Origin of the sequence: Thalassolituus alkanivorans (genome assembly GCF_020447205.1) — a bacterium.
Taxonomy (GTDB): domain Bacteria; phylum Pseudomonadota; class Gammaproteobacteria; order Pseudomonadales; family Oceanobacteraceae; genus Venatoribacter; species Venatoribacter alkanivorans.
On sequence record NZ_JAJAEL010000049.1, the window covers coordinates 139,322 to 165,455 of the forward strand.

Annotated in this window: 19 protein-coding genes; 11 read left to right on the forward strand and 8 right to left on the reverse strand. The window is 53.7% G+C overall.

All coding sequences use genetic code 11. The features are described from left to right. Positions 1 to 26: 26 nt before the first annotated feature. On the reverse strand, positions 27 to 1,760 hold the full coding sequence (locus LGT44_RS18760) for a proline--tRNA ligase (protein WP_225691920.1): 1,734 nt from the start codon (positions 1,758 to 1,760) through the stop codon (positions 27 to 29). 225 nt (positions 1,761 to 1,985) lie between these two features. On the opposite strand from LGT44_RS18760, the gene LGT44_RS18765 reads away from it, so the two are divergent. The 4 genes from LGT44_RS18765 to LGT44_RS18780 all read left to right on the forward strand — a co-directional run bounded on the left by LGT44_RS18765 (position 1,986) and on the right by LGT44_RS18780 (position 4,589). Continuing rightward, entirely contained in the window at positions 1,986 to 2,648 is a 663-nt protein-coding gene (locus LGT44_RS18765; protein ID WP_222428549.1) for a DUF938 domain-containing protein, read from the forward strand. Further along, positions 2,641 to 3,234, forward strand: a complete 594-nt coding sequence (locus LGT44_RS18770; protein ID WP_230331959.1) for a DNA-3-methyladenine glycosylase I — start codon at positions 2,641 to 2,643, stop codon at positions 3,232 to 3,234. Before LGT44_RS18765 ends, LGT44_RS18770 begins: the two co-directional genes overlap by 8 nt. A gap of 83 nt (positions 3,235 to 3,317) precedes the next feature. Then, positions 3,318 to 3,686: a hypothetical protein gene (locus tag LGT44_RS18775; RefSeq protein WP_230331960.1), complete on the forward strand. Its 369-nt coding sequence runs from the start codon at positions 3,318 to 3,320 to the stop codon at positions 3,684 to 3,686. Between the two features lie 207 nt (positions 3,687 to 3,893). Then, positions 3,894 to 4,589 (forward strand): MgtC/SapB family protein, encoded by a 696-nt coding sequence (locus LGT44_RS18780; protein ID WP_225691923.1) that lies wholly within the window; start codon positions 3,894 to 3,896, stop codon positions 4,587 to 4,589. Positions 4,590 to 4,601: 12 nt separating this feature from the next. Here LGT44_RS18780 and LGT44_RS18785 read toward each other — a convergent pair whose 3' ends face one another. From LGT44_RS18785 to LGT44_RS18800, 4 genes are read right to left on the reverse strand one after another with little or no spacing between them, the layout of a single operon-like run. Then, on the reverse strand, positions 4,602 to 5,777 hold the full coding sequence (locus LGT44_RS18785; RefSeq protein WP_230331961.1) for an ABC transporter permease: 1,176 nt from the start codon (positions 5,775 to 5,777) through the stop codon (positions 4,602 to 4,604). Next, a complete protein-coding gene (locus LGT44_RS18790; RefSeq protein ID WP_230331962.1) occupies positions 5,770 to 6,738 on the reverse strand; it encodes an ABC transporter ATP-binding protein in 969 nt (322 codons plus the stop codon). The genes LGT44_RS18785 and LGT44_RS18790 overlap by 8 nt, the downstream gene beginning before the upstream one ends. After that, positions 6,735 to 7,706 (reverse strand): HlyD family secretion protein, encoded by a 972-nt coding sequence (locus LGT44_RS18795; protein ID WP_230331963.1) that lies wholly within the window; start codon positions 7,704 to 7,706, stop codon positions 6,735 to 6,737. The genes LGT44_RS18790 and LGT44_RS18795 overlap by 4 nt, the downstream gene beginning before the upstream one ends. Then, positions 7,703 to 8,473: a TetR/AcrR family transcriptional regulator gene (locus LGT44_RS18800; RefSeq protein ID WP_230331964.1), complete on the reverse strand. Its 771-nt coding sequence runs from the start codon at positions 8,471 to 8,473 to the stop codon at positions 7,703 to 7,705. The genes LGT44_RS18795 and LGT44_RS18800 overlap by 4 nt, the downstream gene beginning before the upstream one ends. 311 nt (positions 8,474 to 8,784) lie before the next feature. On the opposite strand from LGT44_RS18800, the gene LGT44_RS18805 reads away from it, so the two are divergent. Together LGT44_RS18805 and LGT44_RS18810 are read left to right on the forward strand one after the other, a co-directional pair. Continuing rightward, complete coding sequence (locus tag LGT44_RS18805; RefSeq protein WP_230331965.1) at positions 8,785 to 10,086, forward strand: tetratricopeptide repeat protein; 1,302 nt, start codon at positions 8,785 to 8,787, stop codon at positions 10,084 to 10,086. 190 nt (positions 10,087 to 10,276) lie between these two features. Further along, the gene (locus tag LGT44_RS18810) at positions 10,277 to 12,478 is read left to right on the forward strand and encodes an OsmC domain/YcaO domain-containing protein (protein ID WP_230331966.1); all 2,202 of its coding nucleotides are present in this window, start codon (positions 10,277 to 10,279) and stop codon (positions 12,476 to 12,478) included. Positions 12,479 to 12,547: 69 nt separating this feature from the next. Here LGT44_RS18810 and cobA read toward each other — a convergent pair whose 3' ends face one another. Both cobA and LGT44_RS18820 read right to left on the reverse strand, forming a co-directional pair. Continuing rightward, on the reverse strand, positions 12,548 to 13,396 hold the full coding sequence (cobA, locus tag LGT44_RS18815) for a uroporphyrinogen-III C-methyltransferase (protein ID WP_230331967.1): 849 nt from the start codon (positions 13,394 to 13,396) through the stop codon (positions 12,548 to 12,550). Next, positions 13,396 to 16,152, reverse strand: a complete 2,757-nt coding sequence (locus tag LGT44_RS18820; RefSeq protein WP_230331968.1) for a nitrate reductase — start codon at positions 16,150 to 16,152, stop codon at positions 13,396 to 13,398. The genes cobA and LGT44_RS18820 overlap by 1 nt, the downstream gene beginning before the upstream one ends. Positions 16,153 to 16,631: 479 nt before the next feature. On the opposite strand from LGT44_RS18820, the gene LGT44_RS18825 reads away from it, so the two are divergent. The 5 genes from LGT44_RS18825 to LGT44_RS18845 all read left to right on the forward strand — a co-directional run bounded on the left by LGT44_RS18825 (position 16,632) and on the right by LGT44_RS18845 (position 25,119). Further along, positions 16,632 to 17,975: a diguanylate cyclase gene (locus tag LGT44_RS18825; protein ID WP_230331969.1), complete on the forward strand. Its 1,344-nt coding sequence runs from the start codon at positions 16,632 to 16,634 to the stop codon at positions 17,973 to 17,975. A 577-nt stretch (positions 17,976 to 18,552) separates the two neighbouring features. After that, positions 18,553 to 21,117, forward strand: coding sequence for a nitrite reductase large subunit NirB (gene nirB, locus LGT44_RS18830; RefSeq protein ID WP_230331970.1), 2,565 nt, complete (start codon positions 18,553 to 18,555; stop codon positions 21,115 to 21,117). Positions 21,118 to 21,127: 10 nt separating this feature from the next. Then, complete coding sequence (nirD, locus tag LGT44_RS18835; RefSeq protein ID WP_230331971.1) at positions 21,128 to 21,493, forward strand: nitrite reductase small subunit NirD; 366 nt, start codon at positions 21,128 to 21,130, stop codon at positions 21,491 to 21,493. Between the two features lie 68 nt (positions 21,494 to 21,561). After that, positions 21,562 to 23,046, forward strand: coding sequence for a NarK family nitrate/nitrite MFS transporter (locus LGT44_RS18840; protein ID WP_230331972.1), 1,485 nt, complete (start codon positions 21,562 to 21,564; stop codon positions 23,044 to 23,046). Positions 23,047 to 23,289: 243 nt separating this feature from the next. Beyond that, entirely contained in the window at positions 23,290 to 25,119 is a 1,830-nt protein-coding gene (locus LGT44_RS18845) for a bifunctional protein-serine/threonine kinase/phosphatase (protein WP_230331973.1), read from the forward strand. A gap of 36 nt (positions 25,120 to 25,155) precedes the next feature. Here the strand turns inward: LGT44_RS18845 and LGT44_RS18850 are convergent, their stop codons facing one another. Next, positions 25,156 to 26,124, reverse strand: coding sequence for a DMT family transporter (locus LGT44_RS18850; RefSeq protein ID WP_230331974.1), 969 nt, complete (start codon positions 26,122 to 26,124; stop codon positions 25,156 to 25,158). Positions 26,125 to 26,134: the final 10 nt, after the last annotated feature.

The following is a 26,134-nucleotide window of genomic DNA, read 5'->3' on the forward strand; positions in this document are numbered from 1 at the left end:
TTCGGAGTCTGCACAGAGGTCAGCATTTAACCAATCTGCTGCTTAAGAAAATCAAGGATGTCGGCCAGTGGGATATCCTGAGCTTCGCCATGGCGGCGCGCTTTGTATTCCACATTACCGGCTTCCAGACCACGGTCGCTGATCACGATACGATGTGGCAGGCCCATCAGTTCCATATCGGCGAATTTAACCCCAGGGCTGGTTTTCTTGTCGCGGTCGTCCAGATACACGTCGAAGCCCGCAGCCGTCAGCTGAGCGTACAGCTCATCGGTGGTCTTGGTGACGGCTTCGGATTTCTGGTAAGCCATAGGCACAATACCGATGTTGAACGGTGCAATCGCATCCGGCCAGATAATGCCTTTGTCGTCGTGGTTCTGTTCGATCGCTGAAGCAACAACACGGCTGACACCGATGCCGTAACAACCCATCACCAGCGTACGGTCTTTACCGTTCTCATCCAGCACTTTGGCTTTCATGGCTTCGGAGTACTTGGTGCCGAGCTGGAAAATATGGCCCACTTCGATACCGCGTTTGATTTCCAGTGTGCCTTTGCCGCATGGGCTTGGGTCGCCGGCAACCACGTTACGCAGATCACGGACTTCCGGCAGCTCGCAGTCACGTTCCCAGTTAAAGCCGGTCAGGTGGGTGTCAGCGGCATTGGCGCCACAGATAAAGTCGGCCATGTGTGCCGCAGAACGGTCAACATAGCATTTGGCTTGGATGCCCTGTGGGCCGACAAAACCACTGACGCCGCCAATGGCTGCGATTTCAGCTTCAGAAGCAAATTGCAGCGGGGCTGCGACACCGGCAATCTTCTCGGCTTTGATTTCGTTCAGCTCGTGGTCGCCACGCAGGAACAGCACCACAGGAGCCGGTTCGCCCAGCGCGTTTTCTTCGGTGTGTTCACCACGTACAACGATGGCTTTCAGCACCTGAGCCGGGCTGGCTTTGAGGAAGCTGGCAACGTCTTCGATGCTGGTCATCGCCGGCGTGGTAACGCTGGTCAGCGCAGCCGTGGCCGCCGGACGCTCGCCCGCCGGTGCTACGGCTTCGGCCAGTTCGACGTTAGCGGCGTAATCGCTCTCATTGGAGAAGGCAATATCGTCTTCACCGGAAGAAGCCAGTACGTGGAATTCGTGTGAAGACGCACCGCCGATAGAACCGGTATCGGCCAGAACCGGACGGAAATCCAGACCCAGACGGGTAAAGATGCGCGAGTAGGCTTCGTGCATTTTGTCGTAGGTAATCTGCAGACTGGCTTCGTCGGCATGGAAGGAATAAGCATCCTTCATGATGAATTCACGGGCACGCATCACACCGAAGCGCGGACGGGTCTCGTCGCGGAATTTGGTCTGAATCTGGTACAGGTTAACCGGCAGCTGCTTGTAGCTCGACAGCTGGTTACGGGCCAGATCGGTGATCACTTCTTCGTGGGTCGGGCCGATACAGAAGTCACGGTTGTGGCGGTCTTTTACGCGCAGCAGTTCGCCGCCGTACTGGAACCAGCGCCCGGTTTCTTCCCACAGCTCGGCAGGCTGTACCGCGGGCATCAGCACTTCCTGAGCGCCGGCGCGGTTCATTTCTTCACGCACAATGGCTTCGACCTTGCGCAGGGTGCGCAGACCAAGCGGCATCCAGGTGTACAGGCCGGCGGCCAGTTTGCGGATCATGCCGGAGCGCATCATCAGCTGATGGCTGACGACAACGGCATCGGCCGGGGTTTCTTTTTCGGTTGCAATCAGAAATTCGGTGGCGCGCATAAGCTTTGTCTGGATTCCACATGAGTGAATAGGAGGAGATTGCCGCGATTTTATCGCTTGCGCGCTCCGGCGGCAATTTACCATTTGGCCGGCTTTTGCAATGTGCTACCCCGACAGCCGTCTGCTCGTTGCCGGGCTGACATATAAAATTCACCGCAGGGCTCTTGTGCAGTCACTCAGCTATGACATACTCGCGGTCCATTCGTCCGTGTAAAAGGTGATGTCATGGCGGAGGCCGACGATTTGCACAGTGCGGCGCACAATATGCAGGCAAAGCAGGTTACAGCTTCTGCTGAAGCACCGGTATCTGAAGCCTGCCTGCGTAATCAACAACCCATTGCCGATATGCTGGAACGGGAGCTGCCACCGCACTCTGTTGTGTTGGAAATTGGCAGCGGTACCGGTCAGCATGCTGCCTTTATCAGCCGCCGTTTGCCGGGTATTAAATGGCAACCGTCTGAGCTTGCCGACCGTATTGCCGGTATCAATGCCTGGCGCGAACGCGCGCAGAACAGTAATTTTCTGCCGCCTCTGGTGCTGGATGTGGCGCAGGACCTGTGGCCGGTTAAACAGGTGGATGCGGTATTCAGTGCCAACGTGGTGCATTTTATCGGCTGGCCTAAAGTACGTGCCATGATGGCGGGTATCGGCCGGGTGCTGAAGCATACCGGTCTGGCATTTTTTTACGGCCCGTTTAATTACGGCGGTCAGTTCACCAGTGACGGTAACCGCCTTCTGGATCAGTGGCTGCGTGAGCGTGATCCGGACTCGGGCATTAAAGACTTTGAACAAATCGTGCTGGCGGCGCGTAAAGAAAAACTGCGTCTGCTGAAAGATATCGCCATGCCCGCCAATAACCGTCTGCTGGTGCTGCAAAAATATGTCTGATACATCGTCTTCTGCTGTAAAAGCACTCACTCCCTGCGCCTGGGCGAAAGGGGATGATTATCTTGAATATCACAACAACGAATGGGGCATCCCTAATTACGACCGGCAGAAACTGTTTGAAAAACTCTGCCTTGAAGGTCAGCAGGCGGGTTTAAGCTGGATTACCGTATTGCGTAAGCGCGACCATTACCGCCAATGTTTTTATGGCTTTAATCCGCAAAAAATCGCCCGCATGACGGATGAGCAGATTGAGACATTACTGACCGATGCCGGACTGATCCGTAACCGCTTAAAACTGTATGGCATCCGCAAAAATGCTCTGGCCTTGCTGGCGCTGGAAAAACAGGGTATCGATTTTGTTGAATTGCTCTGGAGTTTTGTCGGCGGCAAACCTGTGATTAACCGTTTTGCCAGTATGAAAGAGGTTCCGGCCGAGACGGCTGCCGCCAAAGCCATGAGTAAAGCGCTGAAAAAAGCCGGTTTTACCTTTGTTGGCCCGACCATCTGTTATGCCTTTATGCAAAGTATGGGGCTGGTGAACGACCATATGACCGATTGTCCCTGTCACCCGGATAACCAGGCCTGAGACGGCTTTATACCCCCGGTGCAGCCTGGCCTCCGCTGATAGCTGAACTGCACCGGTATAACATAAAAAGGAATCCTGAATTTATGACTGTCAGCAGATTAATGGCCCTGTCGTTGTCTTTCGCCCTGTTATTGTCTTTTACCGCACAGACCGGTGCGCAGGATGGCAGCGCTGACGATGCGGTATTTGTGTATCTGGACGAAGTCGGCGGCCCGTATTTTGATGAATGGTATCTGCACGGCGATATCGCCCGGCCGGAACGGCTGACACTGCAGCGCAGCGGTAAATCCGGCGAATTGTCGGTTCCTGTGACGGTCGACTGTCACGCCGCAACGGTGAGCGTCAGCGGGCCGGGGCTGGTGTTTGAAAGTATGGATATCAGCGCTGGTGAGGCGCAGGAATATATTATTGCGCCCCTCGCTGAAGCGGTTGTTCAGAAAGTCTGCCCTTAATCTGCCGTTTATTCGCAGTGCTCATAAGTGGTGCCCATAAGTAGCGCTTAAAAATGGCGCTCAGGCGCCACCATAATCCCCGTTTTATCTGTCTTCTTTTTCTGTCAGCAACCGCGCTTATCAGTGCTCAGCGGTTTGACGAACCGGCTGATATGAACCAGTTTTTATAACAGGTTGTATTTTTCAGACGGGTAAAGGAGCAGACCTTTGATACTCAGCAGTGATGAAACCGAAATGCTGGTGCGCTTACTGACGGCTCTGGCGGCGGGTGTTCTGATTGGTTACGAACGTTCTTACAGCGGCCGGCCGGCGGGCTTCCGTACTCATGGTCTGGTCAGTCTGGCGTCCTGTATGCTGATGCTGGTCACCGTTTATGAAGCACACTGGCTGCGCACATCGGTTGATTTAATCCGTCTTGATCCGACCCGTATGGCGCAGGGCATTATGACCGGCATTGGTTTTTTAGGTGCCGGTGTGATTATGAAAGACGGCATTTCGGTACGTGGTTTAACCACGGCGGCGTCTATCTGGATTACCGCGACCATCGGCATTCTTGCCGGTATCGGTTTTTATGTACCGATGCTTATCTCTATCGTTCTTACGCTGGGTACGCTGTCATTATTCCGCTGGCTGGAAGCCTTTATGCCCAGTCAGGCCTATTATCATTTTGATGTTAAGGTCGCGCGTACATCGGATATGACGGAAGCAACATTGCGTGCGCTGCTGAAAGAACATGGCTTCAGCATTGCCAATTTCAGCTACCGGCTGGATGGTGAAGAACAGATGCGGCGTCACGGTATGGTGCTGCGTACCTCAGACCGCAGCAGTGTCGGCCGCTTATTCACCACACTGGAAACACTGGATTCGATTCAGCAGTTCCGTATTACACCAACCGGTGACTGAAAGTCACCGCCATCAGTCGAGCCGCTTTTTAAAGCGTAATGCCGCGAATACCAAACCGCCCAGAGTGAAGGCTGCGAGCCACAGGGCATCGCGCTGTAAATCCCAGAGCAGGGCATCGCGTAAGACAATTCCCCGTACCATGCGCATAAAATGCGTGGCCGGCAGCGCTTCAGAAATTACCTGTGCCGGCTGCGGCATGGCCTCGTAGGGGAACATAAAGCCCGATAATAAAATCGATGGCATTAAAATAAATACCGTCATCTGCATCGCCTGCAGCTGGGTTTTGGCAATGGTTGAAATAACCAGTCCCAGAGTCAGACTGGCGAAAATAAACAGCAGTGCAGCCACCAGTAAGGTCAGTAATCCACCCCGAACCGGCACCGAAAAAAGCAGGTGTCCGATGCCTAAGATAATGCCAACCTGAATTAAACCAACCAGTACATAAGGCACGATTTTACCGATCATTAATTCCATCGGTTTTACCGGCGTGGCGATCAGAAATTCCATATTGCCCTGCTCACGCTCACGCACGATGGCGGCGGAGGTAAACATAATCATGGTCATGGTCAGAATAATGGCCAGCAGACCGGGCACAATATTGACCACGCTGCGCTGCTGTGGATTAAAAAACTGCACCACTTCAAAGGTGGGGACGTTATCTTTTAATGCCCGCCCGGCCAGAGTATCCAGCGGCAGCTGACGCAGACTGCGGATGCTGGCGGCAATGACGGTATCGCCGCCATCAACCAGCCACTGGCCGACAGGCTGCAGGGTTTGGCTGTTACTGCGGCCGCTGTCGCGGTTAAACGCCGGGTGCACCGCCAGGCGCTGCCCGAGATCGGCGGGCAGGTAAAGCACGGCTTTAACATCACCGCGGACAATGGCCTGTTCTGCCTCCTGAGCTGAGGCGTAGACCCGCACAAAGTCGACGGTCTGACTGGCCTCGGTAATGGCAATGAGTTCGCGGCTGTAAGACGACTGATTCAGGTCGACCAGTCCGGCCGGAATATGGCGAACATCGGTGTTGATGGCGTAGCCAAACAGCAGCAGCTGTACCAGTGGAATCATCACAATCATGCCAAAGGTCATGCGGTCGCGTGCCAGCTGGCGGATTTCCTTAACCACAATGGCGGCTACACGGCGCCAGGTGGCCAGCAGCGGATTGTGTTGTATACGCAGCTCAGACATGGCGTTCCCCCTGCTCAGCAGCCGGACTGGTGACGGATGCGGGGGCCGTCGGGTGCTGACCGGTGCAGGCAACAAACACATCTTCCAGACTGGGGCGTACCGCTTCGATGCGGCGGCCATTTACCTGAGCCTGCAGCCACTGCTGTGGTTGTTCGGTCTGATCGCGTACCAGTACCCGCAAACGGGTGCCCAGCTGCGCGGCTGACAGCACCTGCGGGCATTGCACCAGCTGGCTTTTCAGGGTGCGCAGATCGTTGCCTTCCACTTCCAGCACATGCGCGCCCATGGTGGCCATTAATTCGGCCGGTGAACCGTCGGCGCGTTTAACACCGTTTTCCAGAATGGCCAGTGCATGGCAGCGTTCGGCCTCATCCATATAGTGGGTGGAGACCAGTATGGTGGTGCCGGCGTTACACAGGTCGAACAGCCGCTCCCAGAATTCACGGCGGTTTTCCGGATCGACCGCCGAGGTTGGTTCATCCAGAAACAGCAGGTCCGGGTGGTGCAGGGTGGCGGCTGCCAGTGCCAGCCGTTGTTTCTGACCGCCACTGAGTGAGCCGGCCAGCTGCGTCTGGCGCTTATCCAGTGCATACAGGGCGAGTAATTCGTTGACCCGTTCACGGCTCTGGCGGCTGTTAAGGCCGTAAATCTGCGCAACAAAACTGAGGTTCTCGCGGATGCTGAGGTTGTCGTACAGCGAAAACTTCTGCGTCATATAGCCAATGCGCAGGCGCAGGGCTTCGGCTTCTTCCGGCAGACGCTGGCCCAGTACTTCCAGCTCGCCGGAAGTGGGTGTCAGCAGGCCGGTCAGCATGCGGATCGAGGTGGATTTACCACAGCCGTTGGGGCCGAGAAAACCATAAATCGTCCCGCGCGGAATCTGCAGGTCGAGATGATCGACCGCGATATTGTTACCAAAGCAGCGCGTCATTTTTTGTACGTTAATCGCCAGATCGCTCATGGTTTGCTTCCCTGTGCTGAAGCGTCGTCTGGCAGTAAAACCTCAACCGCCAGACCGCTGGCGAGATCGGCGGGCATATCGCTCAGTACGATTTCCGTCAGGTGCATCAGTCGTGCACGGTCGCGTTCATTCAGGGCGAAATACGGGGTATAGGCGGGCTGCGCACGGACATTCCGCACCCGGCCATGCAGTGTTTGCGGCAGGCCTTCGACCCGCACCTCGACCTCTGTGCCAACACTCAGCGCGGCGATCTTGCTTTGCGGTACATAGACCCGCACATAGGGTTCGGCATCGGCCAGTAAGGTCAGCAGGGGCGTACCGGCATTCACCCGCGAGCCGGCTTCGGCGGCTATCAGATCAACACGTGCTGCCAGCGGTGCACGCAGGGTTAAGTCATCCAGATTCTTCTGTTCGGCGCTCAGGCGGGCTTCGGCGGCTCTGAGTGCGGCCTGGGCCTGACGGATTTTTTCCGGCCGGGTACCGTTGGTTAACTGACGCAGTTGTTCTTCGGCCTGATCGAGGCGGGCAGCAGCGGCATCGTGCTGGGCGATGGCGTTGTCGAGTTCGGCCTGACCAATCATCTGTTGTTTAAACAGGGTGCGGTTACGGCTAAGGCGCTGGCTGGCTTCGGTCAGACTGGCGCGCGCTGCTTCAGCTGCTGCTGCGGCGGCGGCGCGTTCTTCGCGGCGGGCACCAGCCAGTAATTCATCCAGCGTGGCGCGGGCACTGTCGAGTTCGGCCTGACGCTGCTGCAGACGGCTTTCAGCCAGTGTGCTGTCGAGGGTCAGCAGGATATCGCCGGGCTGAACGCTCTGGCCTTCAGTCACGTTCAGGGTGCGGATGACTTCGCTGACCGGGGCGCTCAGGCTGATACGGTCGCGCTCCAGAGTGCCCAGAGCAACGGATGAATCGTCGCTGCCGCAGGCGCACAGCAACAGGTAAAAGGGGGCAAGCCATAGCGTTTTCATTTCAGGTTCTCCCCGCTGGTGTTCTGATCGGCAGCGGATTCTGGCGGTGTGAATACGCCCTGGCTGAACAGGCGGCTGTTATGACCGGCCAGTGCTGCCAGAGTGTCGGGATTAATGCTGATGCCCAGGCGGCGCAAAATTAAAGGGGGCGCGACCAGCGGAAATACCATCAGGCTGATAAACGACAGCCGCGCAAACTGTGGATTAACACTCTGATCAAACTGACCGGGCAGCAGCAGAGCCTGTTTCAGCCAGCTGTCGGACGCCTGGACAACATCGGCGAAGACGCGGCTTAAAATGGCAAAAGGCTCCAGATCATCACCTTCGTTCAGAATGCGGAACACCAGCCGCGGCAGATGAGGATGGCGCCCCATAATCCGGTAATAGGTCTGCATCAGGTGCTCGGCCTGCTGTTGTGCTGCAGGGAGCTGGCCTGCTGTCGCCGTGTCAGCTCCGGCCTTACGCAGAGCATCCAGTACTGGTGCCAGGGTTTCGCGCATCATCGCCTCAAACAGGCCGGCTTTGCCGCCAAAGTAGTAACGCACCAGTGCGGCATCGACTCCGGCATAACGGGCGACTTCGCGCAGGGTCACGGTGCGGTAGGGACGGTTGGCAAAGAGTTCACGGGCGGTTTCCAGTAAAGCCTCACGGGCATCGGAATCGCCCAGCGGGCGGCCACGGCGTGTTTTTTTAGCATCGACTGTTGCAGCGTTGGGTACTGCATCCGGACCTTTGCTGTGGGTGTTCTCTGAAGGGGGCTGTTCCATGCTGATCGCCTGTTTCATCACTTGATGAATATCCTAGGGCAGAGTCATCAGGATTGGCAGCGGAATAATTCTGCGGATGGCGGCGGTTGATGAATTAATTGACAGAGTCCCGCCTGCTCACTGTCTGTACGGACATCTGAAAATGAGTACAGGGTGTCAGCTTATCAATTGTGTCTGTTGTGCTGACAGGGAGCGTCTCTAACTGGTGGTTATTCCGCACAGAGCCTGAGTGCTGATAGAGATAGCAGGGCATGAATGTCCGGGATAATATTCATCGTTACTGGCTACCAGGTACTTATGGAGATTTGCTCATGATGAGTAAACATTACTTACTGCTGACCTTGCTGTGTTCGCTGATGACGATTAACCAGGCACACGCCAGGCTTTCTGATGACGAAGTCCGTTGCGCTGGCAACAGAACCGTTGCCGATTTTGATCAGGCAATAAAACGTAATGACTTTAACAGAAACACAACCGGCTATGAGCGTCTCGAAGCCTGTAACCGGTTGTTGGCCGCGGGCTATGCCGCTGAAAAACAACGCCCCTTCATTATGGGACGTGCAAAAGCCTATTCGATGCTCGGCCGTTACGCCGAGGCTGTCAGTGATGCCAGGGATATTGTCTCCGGGCGTTATGGCAGAACCAATCTGACCGATTGGTTTGATGTCAGTGATTTGCTGGTGAGTGCTAATGGCTGGCGCGATCTGGCGGCTCATACAGAAGAAATGAGATCGCGCTTTATTAAAAAGCCGGAGTCTTCTTTTTATCCACGCAGTGCGATGTACCGCGGACTGGCACTGGCCAAAATGGGTAATGATCAGGCTGCTTATCAGGAGCTTCAGCTCTGGGAAAAAGCAAATTCCGGTGAGGAATCGCGGGCCGCCGAGCTGGCTTATAAAGAGCTCAAGCGCCTGCATAAGCAGTTCGCTGCGTCATCTGCCGATCCTGCAGTCGCCCGTACTTTGTGTTCAGACAGAAGTGCAGAACCTGCAGCCCGTGAGAAAGCATGTACAAACATGATTAACCGGGCGCAGCAGACTAAAGAAAAAACCGATGCTTATCAGTACCGGGCACAGATCCGCTTTGCGCAGAATAATGCCGAGGGTGCTCTGAATGACTGGCGGGAAATTAAGAAATTAAGCCCGGGAAATCCACATGTGGCGAAAATACTGGCAGAGTATCTGACCCGGAATGGTAAGCCTGCTGAGGCAGTTTCTGAGCTGCAGGAAGCCATTAAAGGACATCCTGATAACCCGGATTTGCGTTTTACCAGAGCAGCGGCTTATGCCGCACAGGGGAAGTATCCGGATGCCGAGAAAGATCTGCGTCATATTCTGAAAACGAATCCTGCGCACAGCAGAACAGAAATATCCCTGGCGCAAATTTTAACTGAAATGAAGCGCTACGATGAGGCGGTTAATGTTCTTAATCCCCTGGTGAACAGAGAGCCCGGAAATCCTGAGGCGATTTACATCCGGGGGCTCGTTCATGCCAAAGCCGGGCGCTATTCTGCCGCAGAGGCTGATCTTATGAAGGCCGGGCAAATGGCACCAGAAAGCCCTCAGATCGAACAGTCTTTGCAGCAGGTACGTAATGCCGCGCGCAACCGCTGAGTGGCAGTAAGACCGATATTTGATAAACCACAGGTTGCGGCACCGTCCTCCCGTTCTGGAGCCGCACCTGCCATTCGTAAGGCAGATCACAGCAAACAAGACTCTGCGCCTAAAAACTGGATAATAGCGCTCATTCTGATCCGGGCAGGCTGAACGCCCGGTTGCAACCCGCTTATTCTGGTATTCCCGCATGCAAATTAAGGTCAATTTTCTCGACAACCTCCGTCTGGAAGCCAAATTCGACGACTTTACCGTGGTGGCTGATCAGCCGATCCGCTACAAGGGAGACGGTTCCGCACCGGGGCCGTTTGATTACTTTCTGGCCTCTTCAGCCTTGTGTGCGGCTTACTTCGTTAAGCTGTACTGCCAGACCCGTGATATCCCGACTGAGAATATCCGCCTGTCGCAGAACAATATCGTCGATCCGGAAAACCGTTATAACCAGATCTTCAAGATTCAGGTCGAGCTGCCGGAAGATATCTCCGAGAAAGACCGTCAGGGGATTCTGCGCTCCATTGACCGCTGTACGGTTAAAAAGGTTGTGCAAACCGGCCCGGAGTTTGTCATTGAGGTGGTCGACAACCTCGACGAAGACGCACAGGCGCTGTTGATGACACTGCCGGCTGACAACGCGGCGACCTATATTCCGGGCAAGGATTTACCACTGGAACAGACCATTGCCAATATGTCGGGTAAGCTCGCCGATCTGGGCATGAAAATCGAGATCGCGTCCTGGCGTAATATCGTACCGAACGTCTGGTCGCTGCATATCCGTGATGCCGATTCGCAGATGTGTTTTACCAATGGTAAAGGCTCCAGCAAAGAAAGTGCGCTGGCCTCGGCGCTGGGCGAATTTCTTGAGCGTCTGAACTGCAATTTCTTTTATAACGATCAGTTTTTTGGCGAAGAGATCGCTAACGCCAATTTTGTTCATTACCCACAGGAGCGCTGGTTTAAACCCGGCCCGAACGATGAACTACCGCAGGAAATTCTCGATGAATACTGTCTGGATATTTATAACCCGGATGGCGAACTGTGTGGCTCACACCTGTACGATACTAATTCGGGCAATGTTGAACGCGGTATCTGCTCGCTGCCCTATGTGCGTCAGTCTGACGGCGAAACGGTCTATTTCCCCTCTAATCTGATCGAGAATCTTTTCCTCAGTAACGGCATGAGCGCCGGTAACACCCTGGCTGAAGCACAGGTACAGTGTCTGTCCGAAATTTTTGAGCGGGCGGTAAAACGCGAAATTCTGGAAAATGAAATCGCGCTGCCGGATGTTCCACAGGACGTGCTGGCGAAATATCCGGGTATTGTTGCCGGTATTCAGGGATTGGAAGAGCAGGGCTTTCCGGTTCTGGTAAAAGATGCCTCCCTTGGCGGCCGTTTCCCGGTCATGTGCGTCACCCTGATGAACCCGCGTACCGGCGGTGTGTTTGCTTCTTTTGGCGCCCACCCGAGTTTTGAAGTAGCGCTGGAGCGCAGCCTGACTGAATTATTACAGGGCCGCAGTTTTGAAGGCTTAAATGATCTGCCGCAGCCAACCTTTGAAAGCCAGGCCGTGCAGGAGCCGAATAATTTTGTTGAGCACTTTATTGATTCAACCGGGTTGGTGTCCTGGCGCTTTTTCAGTGCCAAAGCCGATGTCGATTTTGTTGAGTGGGATTTTTCTGCCAATAACGAAAAATCCAATGAAGAAGAGGCGGCCAACCTGTTCGCCATTCTGGAAAAACTCGGGTTGGAAAGCTATATGGCGGTGTATGACGATTTAGGCGTTAATGCCTGCCGGATTCTGGTGCCAGGGTATTCTGAAGTGTATCCGGTGGAAGACCTGATCTGGGATAACACCAATAAAGCGCTGTATTTCCGCGAAGATATTCTTAACCTGCACAGCCTTGATGATGAGCAACTGGAAGATCTGGCTGAGCGTCTGGAAGAAAGCGGTCTGGATAACTACACCGATATTATTACCCTGATCGGCGTTGAATTTGACGACAACACCGTCTGGGGGCAGCTCACCATTCTGGAACTGAAACTGCTGATTTATCTGGCACTGGATCGTCTGGAAGAAGCGAAAGAGCTGACCGAAACCTTCCTGCAGTTTAACGACAATACGGTTGAGCGCGGGCTGTTTTATCAGGCGCTGAACGTGATGCTGGAAGTGGTGCTTGATGACGAACTGGAGCCTGAAGACTACATCGGCAATTTCCGCCGTATGTACGGTAACGAGCGTATGGACGCTGTTGTCGGTTCCATTGAGGGCAGTGTGCGTTTTTACGGTTTAACACCAACCAGTATGCAGCTGGAAGGGCTGGATAAACACCTGCGTTTGATTGCCAGCTATAAAAAGCTGCATGCAGCGCGGGCTGCAGCAGCGGGGCTTAATTAAGCACCCGTCATTGCGCTTATATTTATTAATGCCAGACGAAAGCCCTGCAGTGCAGGGCTTTTTATATTCTCAGGCTACCGCCTGTGCATTCTGCTCAGCCTGCAGTTCTTTATTGCTGCGTGCCATCGCTGCCACTTCCCCGACAATAATCAGCCCCGGACCATCGCTCTCGCTTTTCAGATAACGTTCGGCCAGATACGAAAGATCCATCAGTACGCCTTTAAAAACCTGTTGGTTGGCTAACGTACCGTTGGTGATTAAAGCCACCGGGGTGGATTCGTGCAGGCCTTCCTGCAGCAGTTGGGCGGTAATCGGCCCGGCTTGGCGCAGGCCCATATAAAATACCCGGGTTGGATTCTGGCACGGAGAAAATTCGTTAAATTTGCTATGACCGGAATGCAGTACCAGCGCATTGCCGTAATCGCGGTGGGTGAGGGGAATACCGGCTGCCGCGGCACAGCCTCCGGCGGCGGTAATGCCGGGGACAATATCCACTTCCACGCTGCGCTGTTGCAGGTATTCCATTTCTTCGCCGCCGCGACCAAAAATAAAAGGATCGCCGCCTTTTAAACGCACCACTCGCTGGTATTTTCCGGCAGCCGATAGTAAGGCTTTATTAATATCCTGCTGCGTCATTTTATGCGCGCCGCAACGTTTGCCGGTATGAATACGCGCACACTGGCGGGGCAGCAGGGCGAGAATATCGTCAGAAATCAGGCTGTCGTACAGCACCACGTCGGCCTCGGCGATGACCCGCATAGCTTTTAAGGTCAGCAATTCCGGATCGCCCGGACCGGCGCCGACCAGCCAGACTTTTCCTGAACCTTTCTGCTCTTTGCTGCCTGGTGGATTGGTCAGTTTGGATGCATGCAAAGAGGACGCACGTTTTACCGGATTTTTTGCCTGTATTGTCATCATTATAATTCCACTGCAGTGCAGGCCGCGTCGCTGAACAGGGCTGCAGGTTGTGTATCGCTACCGGCGCTGTGGCTGGCCAGCAGGGTTTTTAATTCGGGAATGCAGGAGCCGCAATTGGTGCCGCAACGCAGAGCCTTGCCCAGTGCGTCGCTACTATCGCAACCGTTATTAATGGCCTGAATAATCTGTTTTTCACCGATCTGGAAGCAGGAGCACACAATAGCGCCATGATCCGGGGCATCAGCCGGTTGGCCGGCAAGCAGAGCACGGCGCTGCTGGCTGCTCAGTTCGCTCTGGGCAAAGCATTCGGTCAGCCACTGACGATTACTGAACTGCAGATCTTTATGAACAAAAATGACGGCTTCAAGCTGGTTATTAACAATCAGAACATGGCGGTAATGTTGCTGAGCGGGGTCACTCAGCGTTAACCACTGGCCTTTTAACGGTTGGTCCGGCAGCCGCTGACGCAGAGCATCGACAAACTGGCCGGCATCGCCCTGACCGGCCACTTCGTAGACCATGCCAGGATTATGGATGTCGTCGCCAAACACACCGCAGGCCCAGTAAGCGCAATCCGGTGTACCGATATCACGGCGGCTTAACACAAAGCCCTGCCACCCGGGGCGGAAAGGCTCGGCATTAACCGCACTGTATTTCAGTTCCGGCTGACCGGAGATGGCGTCCACGCTGTTGTCGGTCAGGGTGCCCATGCGTGCGGCACTGGCGTAACGGCTGGTCCAGTGCATGGGTACAAATATTTCGCCGGTGCGTTGGTTATCACTGATATGGGCACGCAGCAGCAGGCTGCCACGGGGGTTGAATATCCGTACCAGTGAGCCGTCTTCAATCCCGCGCAGGGCGGCATCCCGCGGGTGAATATCGGTATAAGGTTCGCTGATATGCTGTGCCAGCCTCGGTGCTTTACCGGTGCGGGTCATGGTGTGCCAGTGATCGCGTACACGGCCGGTGTTCATAATCAGATCGCCGCCAGTGCGGGGGACTGGCAGTTCGGGGGCAACGGCAATAAAGCGTGCTTTACCGTTATCGGTATAGAAGCGACGGTCATCAAAAAAGCGCTGACGCCCCTGCGGATATTGCGCATTCACCGGCCACTGTACCGGTGCCATGGCGTCGTACTGCGCGCGGCTCATACCGCTTAATCCGCTTAAATCAAAATCACGGCTGCCGTTATTTTCAAATGCCGAGAGTCTCGCATGTTCGTCAAAAATATCGGCCGGATGGCTGTAGTTAAATGCATCTGCATGACCCAGAGCATGGGCCACCTGGGTGACAATCCACCAGTCGGGCATGGCTTCCCCCGGTGGCGGCAGAAAACCGCGCTGACGTGAAATCCGGCGTTCGGAGTTGGTGACGGTGCCGTTTTTTTCGCCCCAGCTGGCTGCTGGCAGCAATACATGGGCAGCGGCAGCAGTATCGGTATCGGCCATGCAATCGGAAACCACCACCAGTTCGCAGTGTTTGAGCGCTTCTTTTACATCGTCGGCATCGGGCATGCTGACCAGCGGGTTGGTGGACATAATCCACAGAAATTTGATCTCGCCGCGTTTAACTGCCTGAAACAGGTCAACGGCTTTCAGGCCCGGACGTTCGGCCAGATTGGGTGCCTGCCAGAAGCGCCGTACCCGGTCGCGCTCGGCAGCGGAAAAATCCATATGCGCAGCCAGCTGATTAGCCAGTCCGCCCACTTCACGGCCGCCCATAGCATTGGGCTGACCGGTAATGGAAAAGGGCGTGGCGCCGGGTTTACCAATACGGCCGGTGGCTAAATGCACATTGATGATGGCATTGCCTTTATCGGTGCCGGTCGCGCTCTGGTTAATACCCTGAGAATAAAAAGTAACCGTGCGTGGGGTATCGGCAAACCAATGAAAGAACTGCGCCAGATCTGAGGCTTCTATATCCAGCTGGCCGGCAACGTCTTTTAGGCTGCGGCATTGTTGCCGTGCGGTCTCCAGCGCGCTGCCAAAACCTTCGGTATGCAGGGCGATAAAATGGTGGTCGAGGCTATTGGTTTCACCGAGATACGCCAGCAGGGCGGTAAACAGAAAAGCATCGCTGCCGGGACGGATAGCCAGATGCAGGTCGGCGAGATCACAGGTGGCGGTGCGGCGCGGATCAATCACCACCACTTTCATATCCGGGTTGGCTTTTTTCGCGGCCACCATGCGTTGATACAAAACGGGGTGGGCCCATGCCGCATTGGAGCCGGTGAGAACCAGCAGGTCGGCCTGCTCTAAATCTTCGTAGCAGCCGGGTACTGTGTCGGAGCCAAACGCACGCTTATAGGAGGCAACGGCCGAGGCCATGCACAGACGGGAGTTGGTATCCATATTGGCGCTGCCGATAAAGCCCTTCATCAGCTTATTGGCAACGTAATAATCTTCGGTCAGCAGCTGGCCGGAGCCATAAAAAGCAACGGCATCTGGCCCATGGGTATGAATCACCTGCTGAATTTTATCGGCAATAAGATTGATGGCCTGGCTCCAGCTGCTGCGCTGGCCGTTCATGAGCGGATACATCAGGCGGCCGTTATGGCTGATGGTTTCATGCAGCGCTGAACCTTTTACGCACAAGCGGCCGAAGTTAGACGGATGACGGCTGTCTCCGGCGACCGGTAACAGCTGTCCATTCTGCTGGCTGATATCAACGCCACAGCCAACACCGCAGTAAGGGCAGGTGGTCTGCGTTTGCTGTGTGGCGGTTAACGGCGTTGCTGTCTGCTCAATGGCGCTCATTGGCAATCCACTCTGAAAAATCCCAAAAAAAAGCGCCCACAGGTTTTTACCTGTGAGCGCCAATGCTCATTCTGCACAACATACGTTTCGTCGCGACAGGCCTTGTAAGCGCTGTGTATGACGGTTGGCATCTGCGTTGATGCCGGAAACGGCCTGATAGTGGCAGCTTCGTTATTCAAGACAATTCAAGATAAGTGCCAACCCTGCGGGCAAACCTGAAAAATAACAGCAAAGGCGCAGAATGGATCATCTGTGCGGGGCGGCACAGTATTCCGTCGGCCGGTATTGATTCGGCAAAGAATAAAAATGCGTTTTAGCGGAGCGCGGATTGGTCTTTATGACTCAAATTGGTGCGAAGGTGCCTGTGATTTAGCAGGCACTGCCTGAGTTTGCGCTATAAGCAGGCAGAATCGTTGCTACACTCTGAAGATCGGCTCCAGGTGTGCCGGATCAATTTGTACAGAAAGGCCCGGTATGCGATGACTGACGAAATAAATAACCCCGGAATAAAGCGACTGCTCGCCGAAATCCCTTTGCTGAATCGCCGTATTCAGCACTATCAGCCGGGTATGCCGATCACCATTCTGGCGTTCGGTACTGGTACTGTACCGCCATCTCTGGCAGAAAAAATCCGTGCGGCGGGTTACCGGCTGAAAGAAGTGGAATCCATATCGCACCTGCTGCATCACGAAGGTAATAACACCTGCGCCCTGATTGTTAATCTTGATTCTCTTAACGATAAGCAGCAGCAGCGTGTACTGCAGCTGGCGCAGAAGAATCTGCATCTGCCGGTGCTGGCCATCAGCACTGCCAGCGGACTGGAAGAACGCATTATTGCCATCCGCATGGGGGCTCAGGCTTTTATTACCACGCCGGTTAACGATGATCAGGTTCTGGCGGAGATTAATGCCCTGACCGAACGCTATGAACGCGACCCTTATCAGGTTCTGATTGTTGATGATCAGCCTTCTGTCGCCGAGTTTCTTTCCTCCACTCTGCAGGATGCGGGCTTTCATACCTATGTGATTACCCAGCCAATGAGTGAGCTGATGCCGTATCTGCAGAATCATATTCCTGATCTGATTCTGCTCGATTTGTATATGCCCGGTATCAGTGGTCAGGAGCTGGCGGGGGTAATCCGCCAGCAGGATAATCTGATCAGCGTGCCTATTGTTTTCCTGTCCAACGAAATCAGCCCCAAAGTTCAGGTGCAGGCCATGTGTACCGGCGCCGATGTCTTTTTAAGCAAACCGGTGCAGCCGGTTGACCTGTTGTTTGCCGTAGAATCGCGAATCCGCCGCGGCCGTATGGTACGTAATCTGGTGACTCGTGATTCGCTGACCGCGCTGCTGAACCGGCGTGAATCCATGCGCCGCCTGCAGGAAGAGGTGCTGCGCTGTCAGCGTTATGGCAATAAACTGTGCGTTGCGCTGCTCGATCTGGACCGTTTTAAGCGTATTAACGATACCTATGGTCATGCCGTCGGTGACCGTGTCATCAAACATTTTTCTTTGCAGTTAAAAAACAGCCTGCGTGACGGCGATATTATTGGCCGTATTGGTGGGGAAGAATTTATGGTGGTGCTGCCGGAAACGACGCTGGCGGTTGCCCGGCGGACTTTTGAACGGCTGGCCGAAGAACTGCGCGAGAACCCGTTCAGTGATTTTTCCTATACATTTTCTGGCGGGCTGGTACGTTGCTTACCCGGCGTTATGGAAGATGCCCTGCTGGAGCAGGCGGACGTGGCATTATATGAAGCCAAAGCCGCTGGTCGTGATCAGATTGTGTGTGTTGAGCAGCCGGCGGCATCCGGACACGGATAAAAAAGCCACACGCGGAATGTCCAGGGTCTGTTTAATTGGTATTAACAGGCCCTGGCACCCGGTGTGGCGAGTGCGCGAATCCGCTTCACAGAGTGAGCGTTTAACGGCCTGAGCATCGCAGGAATCCAATCTCAGCGCAGCCCCTTCTGTTACTCTTGCCTGCCAATCATGTCATTGTTTCTATGCTTGTCTCATACCCAGCCTATGGCTTTACCTCTTTTGCACTTTTTTATTCCGGCTTGTCTTTCACTGGTACCGTTGTCTGGCATCTGAACGGTGCTGCGGCGGATCTTTTTGTGCAACCCTTACCGTAAATCTTCGCCCGGGATCGTTATTGCCCTTAATAAGGGCAGATCGCGCTTTATCCGATATTTTCTGGTGCACTTTCCCTGCATAAAACCCGATCCGGCGCCATAAACAGGCTGTTGATTGCTGAAAACAGGGCAAATTTATTCTTTGGCATTCATGTTGCTAAACCCCTTGTGATGTTTTCGCACTGCAACGGCGTGGTGTGAAAATAGAGCAACGATGCAAATACAGGAGAAATCAGATTATGACCCGATAGCGAGGCCATCCCATGAGCAAAAAGCGTATTATCGTCGTTGGCAACGGCATGGTTGGACACAACTTTATCAACACTCTTGCCACCTCCGAACATTCCTCCGAATTTGAACTCGTTACCTTCTCAGAAGAACCGCGTCTGGCTTATGACCGGGTACAGCTGAGCAAATACTTTTCCGGCTATACCGCCGCTGATCTGGCACTGACCACAGCAGATGATTATGAACGTCAGGGAGTGGTATTTACCCTGAACGATAAAGTCGTGGCGATTAACAGCCATGAAAAAACCATCACCACCGCCAGTGGCCGTAAAGAAGGTTACGACAAGCTGGTACTGGCAACCGGTTCTTACCCCTTTGTTCCGCCGATTCCGGGCAAAGACCAGGATCACTGTCTGGTTTACCGTACTATTGAAGATCTTGAAGCTATTTCTGCCTCGGCCGCCGTGAGTAAAACCGGTGTTGTTGTGGGGGGCGGACTGTTGGGGCTGGAAGCCGCAAACGCGTTGAAACAGGCGGGGCTGGAAACCCATGTCGTGGAATTTGCGCCGCGTTTAATGGCCGTACAGCTGGATGAAGGCGGCGGTAAATTACTGCGCCGTAAAATCGAAGATCTGGGTGTGACGGTTCATACCGAAAAAAATACCAAAGAAATTGTTGCCGGGCAGGAATGCCGCTATCGCATGAATTTTGCCGATGGCAGCTTTCTGGAAACCGATATGATTCTGTTCTCTGCCGGTATCCGTCCGCAGGATGAACTGGCGCGTCAGTTCGGACTGGATCTGGGTGAACGTGGCGGTATTGTTATTAACGATTACTGTCAGACCTCAGACGAGGATATTTATGCTATTGGTGAATGCGCACTGTGGGATAACAAAATTTTCGGTCTGGTTGCTCCCGGCTATCAGATGGCCAAAGTCAGTGCCGCACATATTGTCAGTTCGTTAATTACCCACGAAGAACCGGCACTGGCCTTTAAAGGTGCCGATATGAGCACCAAACTTAAATTGCTGGGCGTTGATGTTGCCTCCATCGGTGATGCACACGGACATACTGCCGGCAGTCAGAGTTATGTATTTAATGATGACATTGCCGAAGTCTATAAACGCCTGATTGTTTCTGCCGACGGTAAAAAATTGCTGGGTGCGGTGCTGGTGGGTGAGGCTGAGGCTTACGGTACGCTGTTGCAGTTAATGCTGAACGATATGGATATTCCCGGTAACCCGGCGGCACTGATTCTGCCAGCGGTGGATGGTGAAGCTTCCGTCGGACTGGGCGTTGCTGCCTTACCGGAAACGGCTCAGATCTGTTCCTGTTTTGATGTTACCAAAGGTGATCTGGCGGCAGCGGTGCAGGGCGGTTGTTGCACCATGGGGGATATTAAAGACGCGACCAAAGCCTCGACCGGCTGTGGTGGTTGTTCTGCACTGGTGAAGCAGGTGATGGATGCTGAGCTGGTGGCTCTTGGTGTTGAGGTTAATAACAATCTGTGCGAACACTTTGCTTATACCCGTGCTGAGCTGGCGGATATTATCCGTGTTAAAGGTTACACCACCTTTGCTCAGGTATTGCAGGGGCATGGTAAAGGCCATGGCTGTGAAATCTGTAAGCCAACGGTCGGTTCTGTACTGGCCTCCTTCCATAACGAATACATTCTGAAAGACGAGCATATCGGTCTGCAGGATACCAACGATATTTTCCTCGGTAATATGCAGAAAGACGGTACTTACTCCATTGTGCCACGTATTGCCGGTGGTGAAATTACCCCGGATAAACTGATCGTGCTGGGTGAAATTGCCAAAGAATACGACCTGTATACCAAAATTACCGGTGGTCAGCGTATCGATTTATTCGGCGCACAATTACACGAACTGCCGCAGATCTGGGAGCGTCTGGTTGCTGCCGGATTTGAAACCGGCCATGCCTACGGTAAATCGCTGCGTACGGTGAAATCCTGTGTTGGCAGTACCTGGTGTCGCTACGGTGTGCTCGACAGTGTATCGATGGCGATTGCACTGGAGAACCGCTACAAAGGCCTGCGTGCACCACACAAAATTAAGTTTGCCGTATCCGGCTGTACCCGCGAATGTGCGGAGGCACAGAGCAAAGATATCGGTGTTATTGCCACCGAAAAAGGCTGGAACTTATATGTCTGTGGTAATGGCGGTATGCGTCCGCGTCATGCTGATTTATTTGCCACCGAACTGGACGATGAAACCCTGATTAAAACCATCGACCGCGTACTGATGTTTTATGTACGTACCGCCGACCGTTTGCAGCGCACGTCGGTATGGATGGAAAACCTTGAGGGCGGACTGGATTACCTGCGTGAGGTCGTGGTCGACGACAAACTGGGTATCTGCAGCGAACTGGAAGATGCCATGACCCGCGTCGTAAGTACTTACCAGTGTGAATGGAAAACAACGCTGGAAAATCCGGAAAAACTCAAACGCTTCCAGCATTTTATTAATGCCGATGAAGATGACAGTAACCTGCTGTATGTGCGTGAACGCGGTCAGCGCCGTCCGGCAACCGCAACCGAGCGGATTGAACTGGTTAATCTCAGTACAGTACAGGGCTAAGGAGCAGATTATGACATTATTAAATTCAGTAAAAACCGGCCAAGAACAGGCCGTTGATCAATGGAGCAGCATTTGTCTGTTAGAGGATATCGCTCCGGATACCGGTGTGTGCGCGCTGTATCAGGGCGAGCAGGTGGCACTGTTCCGGATCGGTGACAGTGATCAGGTGTTTGCCATCAGTAATTACGATCCGCTGGGTGAGGCCAATGTGTTATCACGCGGTATTGTCGGTTCTGTTGGTGAGCGGCTGGTGGTGGCATCACCTTTATATAAACAGCATTACGATCTGGCGACCGGCGAGTGTCTGGAAGACAGTGATCTGTTGCTGAAAACCTACCGGGTAAGAGTGGAGCAGCAGCAGGTTCAGCTGAGCTGAACCCAGGGCCTTACTGCAACGCTGCCCGTAACGCGGGCAGTGATATTAATTACCGGATGAATTATCTGATGACGGTCGAAAAATTTAATCTGTTTAATTTCAGCGGTAAGATGAAAGTACTTCATCTTAGCTGGATCGCATTTTTTATTACCTTTGTTGTGTGGTTTAACCATGCACCCATGCTGCAGGCGATTGCCGCCAGTCTGGGGCTGAGCGCTGCGGAAGTTAAAACACTGCTGATTCTTAACGTCGCGCTGACCATTCCGGCACGGGTTATTATTGGCATGCTGACGGATCGTTTTGGTCCACGTATTGTTTACTCGCTATTACTGGCGCTATGTTCAATTCCTTGCTTTATGTTTGCCCTGGCCGATGATTTTACTCAGGCCGCGATTGCCCGCTTTCTGCTGGGCTTTATCGGTGCCGGTTTTGTGATTGGTATTCGTATGGTCAGTGAATGGTTTCCGGCTAACGAGCTGGGAACGGCCGAAGGGATTTACGGTGGTTGGGGTAACTTCGGCTCTGCGGCGGCGGCATTCACCTTGCCGGTTATTGCGCTGTTATTTGGCGGGGACGATGGCTGGCGTTATGCCATTGCTCTGACCGGGGTTCTTAGCCTGCTGTTCAGCGTTATTTATTATCGTAATGTTTCGGATACACCGAAAGGCTCTACCTACTTTAAGCCAAAGCATGTTGGTGCGCTGGAAGTCACCAGTAAAGGCGATTTTTTCTTTCTGCTGGTGATGAAGGTGCCTATGTATGCGGCGCTGGCATTATTGGCATGGAAGCTGTCTCCGGCTGGTGTCAGCATGCTGACCGATACCATGGCAGTGGGGATTTATATCGGCCTGGTGCTGTTGTATCTGTACGATGTCAGCCATGTCTGGAATGTTAATAAAACGGTTTTCAAAGAACCGGTTGCTGAAATTCATCGTTATAAATTCCGTCAGGTGGCGGTGCTGAATATTCTGTATTTTGCCACCTTCGGTTCTGAACTGGCGGTTATTTCCATGCTACCACTGTTTTTTGCCGAAACTTTTGAACTGACACCGGTTATGGCCGGCATGGTGGCTTCGGCTTATGCTTTTATGAACCTGATGTCACGTCCGGGGGGCGGTTGGTTGTCGGATAAATTCGGCCGTAAGCCAACCCTGCTGATTCTGACCTTGGGTCTGGCTATTGGTTATTGTGCGATGGCAATGGTCGACAGCAGCTGGCCTTTGTGGCTTGCCGTTGTTGCGGCAATGGCCTGTTCGTTCTTTGTTCAGTCCGGAGAAGGTGCTGTATTTGCTGTCGTGCCATTAATCAAACGCCGTCTGACCGGGCAGATTGCCGGTATGACCGGAGCCTACGGCAATGTCGGTGCCGTGACCTATTTAACGGTGTTGTCATTCGTGGATTATTCAACTTTCTTTATGGTGATCGCGGCGACGGCTGTCGTGGGCTTTATTGCTTTGTTGGCCATGGAGGAGCCAGCAGGCCATATTGCTGAGGTGCGTGATGATGGTACGGTTGAAATGATTGATGTGAACTCTGCTGCAACGGCGCGCTGAGTTATAAGTATAACGATCGGGCGAACCAGACATACGGTGACAGCAGGTGCTTACCTTCCTTCATCAGTTGTGCCGTGTTTGGATATTTCGCCTATTGCGCTGTTGCGCACTGTGTAAAACGGGACGGATATCAATGAATACCGGGCTACTCTCTCACGTCTTGGTATTCATCATCTGTGCATCGTTTTACACAGGTTTTTTATTGCAGACCGTTGGGTCCTGGTGCCTGACTCAGAGACATCTATGCAGACTGACAGAGCATTAAATAAGGAATATGGTCTTGCCACTGAAGGTGACATTATCCGTCGGCCTTCTGCCAAACGCCTGATTGTCACGCTGGGCGGCTACTCTTCTGCAGGTCCGAAAGACGAAAATCAGGATGCTTTTGCCGCTTGTCTTACCACCCAGGAGCATTATAAAGGGGTGGCTCTGTGTGTCGCCGACGGTGTCAGCTGCAGCGAGCATGCGCAGCAGGCAAGCACCACCAGTGTGACGCATTTTCTGCAGGATTATTACAGCACGCCCGACAGCTGGGATGTAAAAACTGCAGCAGGAAGAGTTTTATCGTCACTTAATGCCTGGCTGTATCATCATGGTCAGCAGGCCAGTGCCCGCCATAACAGTCTGGTGACGACCTTCAGTGGGCTGATTTTAAAATCCAATACTGCGCATTTACTGCATGTCGGCGACAGCCGGATTTATCGTCTGCGGGCCGGTATTCTTGAGTTGCTGACCCGCGATCATAATCATCAGCAGGGTGGGCGTCAGTACCTTAGCCGGGCGCTGGGAATGGATACCCACCTGGAAGTTGATTATCAGACTCAATCATTGCGGCAGGGCGATGTTTTTGTACTCACCAGTGATGGTGTGCATGGTTTTTTAACCGCCCAGCAATTACAGCAGACACTGAACGGTGCATTGCAGGCCGCGACTGCTAGTCACGGAATCAATCAGCATCAGCTGGAGCAATGCAGCAAACAGCTGGTGCAACAGGCTTTGGCTCAGGGCGGTGACGACAATGCAACCTGCTGTCTGCTGGTGGTTGAACAATTACCGCAGACTAACCTGGAGGAAGCACACCGTACTTTGTGTGAGCGGGCTATTCCGCCGGTAATGAAAACGGGCGATAAAATCGACCACTTTCAGATACAGGAAATTCTGTATGCCGGTACGCGCAGCCATGTCTACAGAGTGCGTAATCTGCGCGACCAAAAAGACTATGTATTAAAAGCACCATCGCTGAATTTTCAGGATGATCTGGTTTACCTTGAGGGCTTTGTGCGCGAGCAATGGGTTGGCAGCCGGGTCGATCATCCGAACATTATGAAGATTTACCCGCCACTGGATAGCAGTCGCTTTCTTTATCATATTTGTGAAAAGCTGGATGGCGACAGCCTGCGCCAGTGGTTGCATGATCATCCGGCTCCCTCTGCTGCCGATGTCCGTAAACTGGTCGGGCAATTAATCCATGCGCTGCGGGCATTTCAGCGATTGGGCATGGTGCACCGTGATTTAAAGCCTGAAAATGTGCTGGTTGACCGCAATGGCGGTATTAAATTAATTGATTTTGGCACCGTTCAGGTACGCGGTCTGGCAGAAATTAACAGCGCTGTTAAAGAAGAATGCCCGCAGGGATCGGTTAATTATATTGCGCCTGAAACCGTTCTTGGCACTACAGGCCTGCACAATGCCAGCCATCAGAGTGACTTATTTTCGCTGGGTGTTATGGTCTATGAGCTGTTCAGCGGTGCGCAGCCTTTTACTATGGATCAGGTACACCGGCGCGGAGCGAAATCGTTTTCGCAATGGCGTTACACGTCGCTGTTGCAGCATCGTCCGGACTTGCCGCTGTGGCTGGATCTCTGTATTCAGAAAGCCTGTGAACCCAATCCGGCGGAGCGTTATCAGGCTTATTCTGAATTCTGGACCGACCTGCATCAGCCGAATGCTTCGCTGCAGCGGCAATACCGGCAAAAGCCATTGCTGGAGCGTAACCCGTTGCGTTTCTGGCAAATACTCAGTGGGCTTTTACTGCTTGTGATTATTGTACAGGCGCTGATTTTTTCCGGCTGATTCAGGGCCTGTCAATAGGCCCTCCCTGATCGCAAATCAGCGCTTTGCACTTTTCATCGCGCACATCACCATCAACACTATCAGCGCGCAAAAAAACAGTTGAGCGACAGTAATGCTGTCACGCAGCATCAGGCTGATAAATGCCAGAGTAAAAAACGGCTGCAGCAATTGCAGCTGACTGATTTTGGCGACACCCGCCGTCGCCAGGCTGCGATACCAGAAACGGAAGCCCCATAGCTGGCTGATGAGACCCAGATAGAGCAGGGCGAGCATGCTTTTCACGATATCCTGCTGGTTGCTGTGCGCAGCTTCCGTGGCCCACAAACTTCCCCATACCAGCGCAGACAATGGCAAATATAAAACCACCATCCAGCAGATGGTCTGCCAGCCACCGATCATTGCGGCGGCTTTGGCTCCGGCGCTGTAACCCAGACCGCCAAACAGCAGGGTGGCGATCAGAGTCAGCAGATGCTGAGGGGCGAACGCCGGCAATGCACCGATGGTGGTAATGACATAACCGGCGAGCAGGCTGCAGCCGACAACGGAAAAAAACCAGAAGCGTGGTGGATGACGTTCGCCCTGCAGCAGGGTGGCCAGTAACGACGTTACCAGCGGCAGGCCGGCCAGAACCACGCCCATATCAGCGGCGGGTATACGGGTAAGGCTGAGACTCAGTAAATAAGGAAAGCCCAGTACCACGCCAACACCGGCCAGCAGCAACCAGGGCAACGCCTGCAGCGGCGGACGTTTCCAGCCATTAATAACGATTACCACCCAGGCTGTCAGGCCCGCGATGACGGCGCGGCTGGCGGCAATAAACTCGGCTGAAAAACTGCCCAGTGCGATCTGTGTCATCGGAATGGTGAGGGCAAACAGCATCACCGCAAACAAGGCCTGATGAACGGCACTGAATACGGGGACCGCGAATTTTCCGGGTTTGCTGTTAGCGGGTAAGTTTGTCCTGCTGTCAGGAGGAGAAGGAATGGTCAGAGATGGATTTTGCATACATGGCCTT

Excerpts from the sequence above, each read along its gene's own strand:
- LGT44_RS18760 (WP_225691920.1), bottom strand. The coding sequence starts at position 1,760 with ATGCGCGCCACCGAATTTCTGATTGCAACCGAAAAAGAAACCCCGGCC.
- LGT44_RS18765 (WP_222428549.1), top strand. The coding sequence starts at position 1,986 with ATGGCGGAGGCCGACGATTTGCACAGTGCGGCGCACAATATGCAGGCA.
- LGT44_RS18770 (WP_230331959.1), top strand. The coding sequence starts at position 2,641 with ATGTCTGATACATCGTCTTCTGCTGTAAAAGCACTCACTCCCTGCGCC.
- LGT44_RS18775 (WP_230331960.1), top strand. The coding sequence starts at position 3,318 with ATGACTGTCAGCAGATTAATGGCCCTGTCGTTGTCTTTCGCCCTGTTA.
- LGT44_RS18785 (WP_230331961.1), bottom strand. The coding sequence starts at position 5,777 with ATGTCTGAGCTGCGTATACAACACAATCCGCTGCTGGCCACCTGGCGC.
- LGT44_RS18790 (WP_230331962.1), bottom strand. The coding sequence starts at position 6,738 with ATGAGCGATCTGGCGATTAACGTACAAAAAATGACGCGCTGCTTTGGT.
- LGT44_RS18795 (WP_230331963.1), bottom strand. The coding sequence starts at position 7,706 with ATGAAAACGCTATGGCTTGCCCCCTTTTACCTGTTGCTGTGCGCCTGC.
- LGT44_RS18800 (WP_230331964.1), bottom strand. The coding sequence starts at position 8,473 with ATGGAACAGCCCCCTTCAGAGAACACCCACAGCAAAGGTCCGGATGCA.
- LGT44_RS18805 (WP_230331965.1), top strand. The coding sequence starts at position 8,785 with ATGATGAGTAAACATTACTTACTGCTGACCTTGCTGTGTTCGCTGATG.
- LGT44_RS18810 (WP_230331966.1), top strand. The coding sequence starts at position 10,277 with ATGCAAATTAAGGTCAATTTTCTCGACAACCTCCGTCTGGAAGCCAAA.
- cobA (WP_230331967.1), bottom strand. The coding sequence starts at position 13,396 with ATGATGACAATACAGGCAAAAAATCCGGTAAAACGTGCGTCCTCTTTG.
- LGT44_RS18820 (WP_230331968.1), bottom strand. The coding sequence starts at position 16,152 with ATGAGCGCCATTGAGCAGACAGCAACGCCGTTAACCGCCACACAGCAA.
- LGT44_RS18825 (WP_230331969.1), top strand. The coding sequence starts at position 16,632 with ATGACTGACGAAATAAATAACCCCGGAATAAAGCGACTGCTCGCCGAA.
- nirB (WP_230331970.1), top strand. The coding sequence starts at position 18,553 with ATGAGCAAAAAGCGTATTATCGTCGTTGGCAACGGCATGGTTGGACAC.
- nirD (WP_230331971.1), top strand. The coding sequence starts at position 21,128 with ATGACATTATTAAATTCAGTAAAAACCGGCCAAGAACAGGCCGTTGAT.
- LGT44_RS18840 (WP_230331972.1), top strand. The coding sequence starts at position 21,562 with ATGACGGTCGAAAAATTTAATCTGTTTAATTTCAGCGGTAAGATGAAA.
- LGT44_RS18845 (WP_230331973.1), top strand. The coding sequence starts at position 23,290 with ATGCAGACTGACAGAGCATTAAATAAGGAATATGGTCTTGCCACTGAA.
- LGT44_RS18850 (WP_230331974.1), bottom strand. The coding sequence starts at position 26,124 with ATGCAAAATCCATCTCTGACCATTCCTTCTCCTCCTGACAGCAGGACA.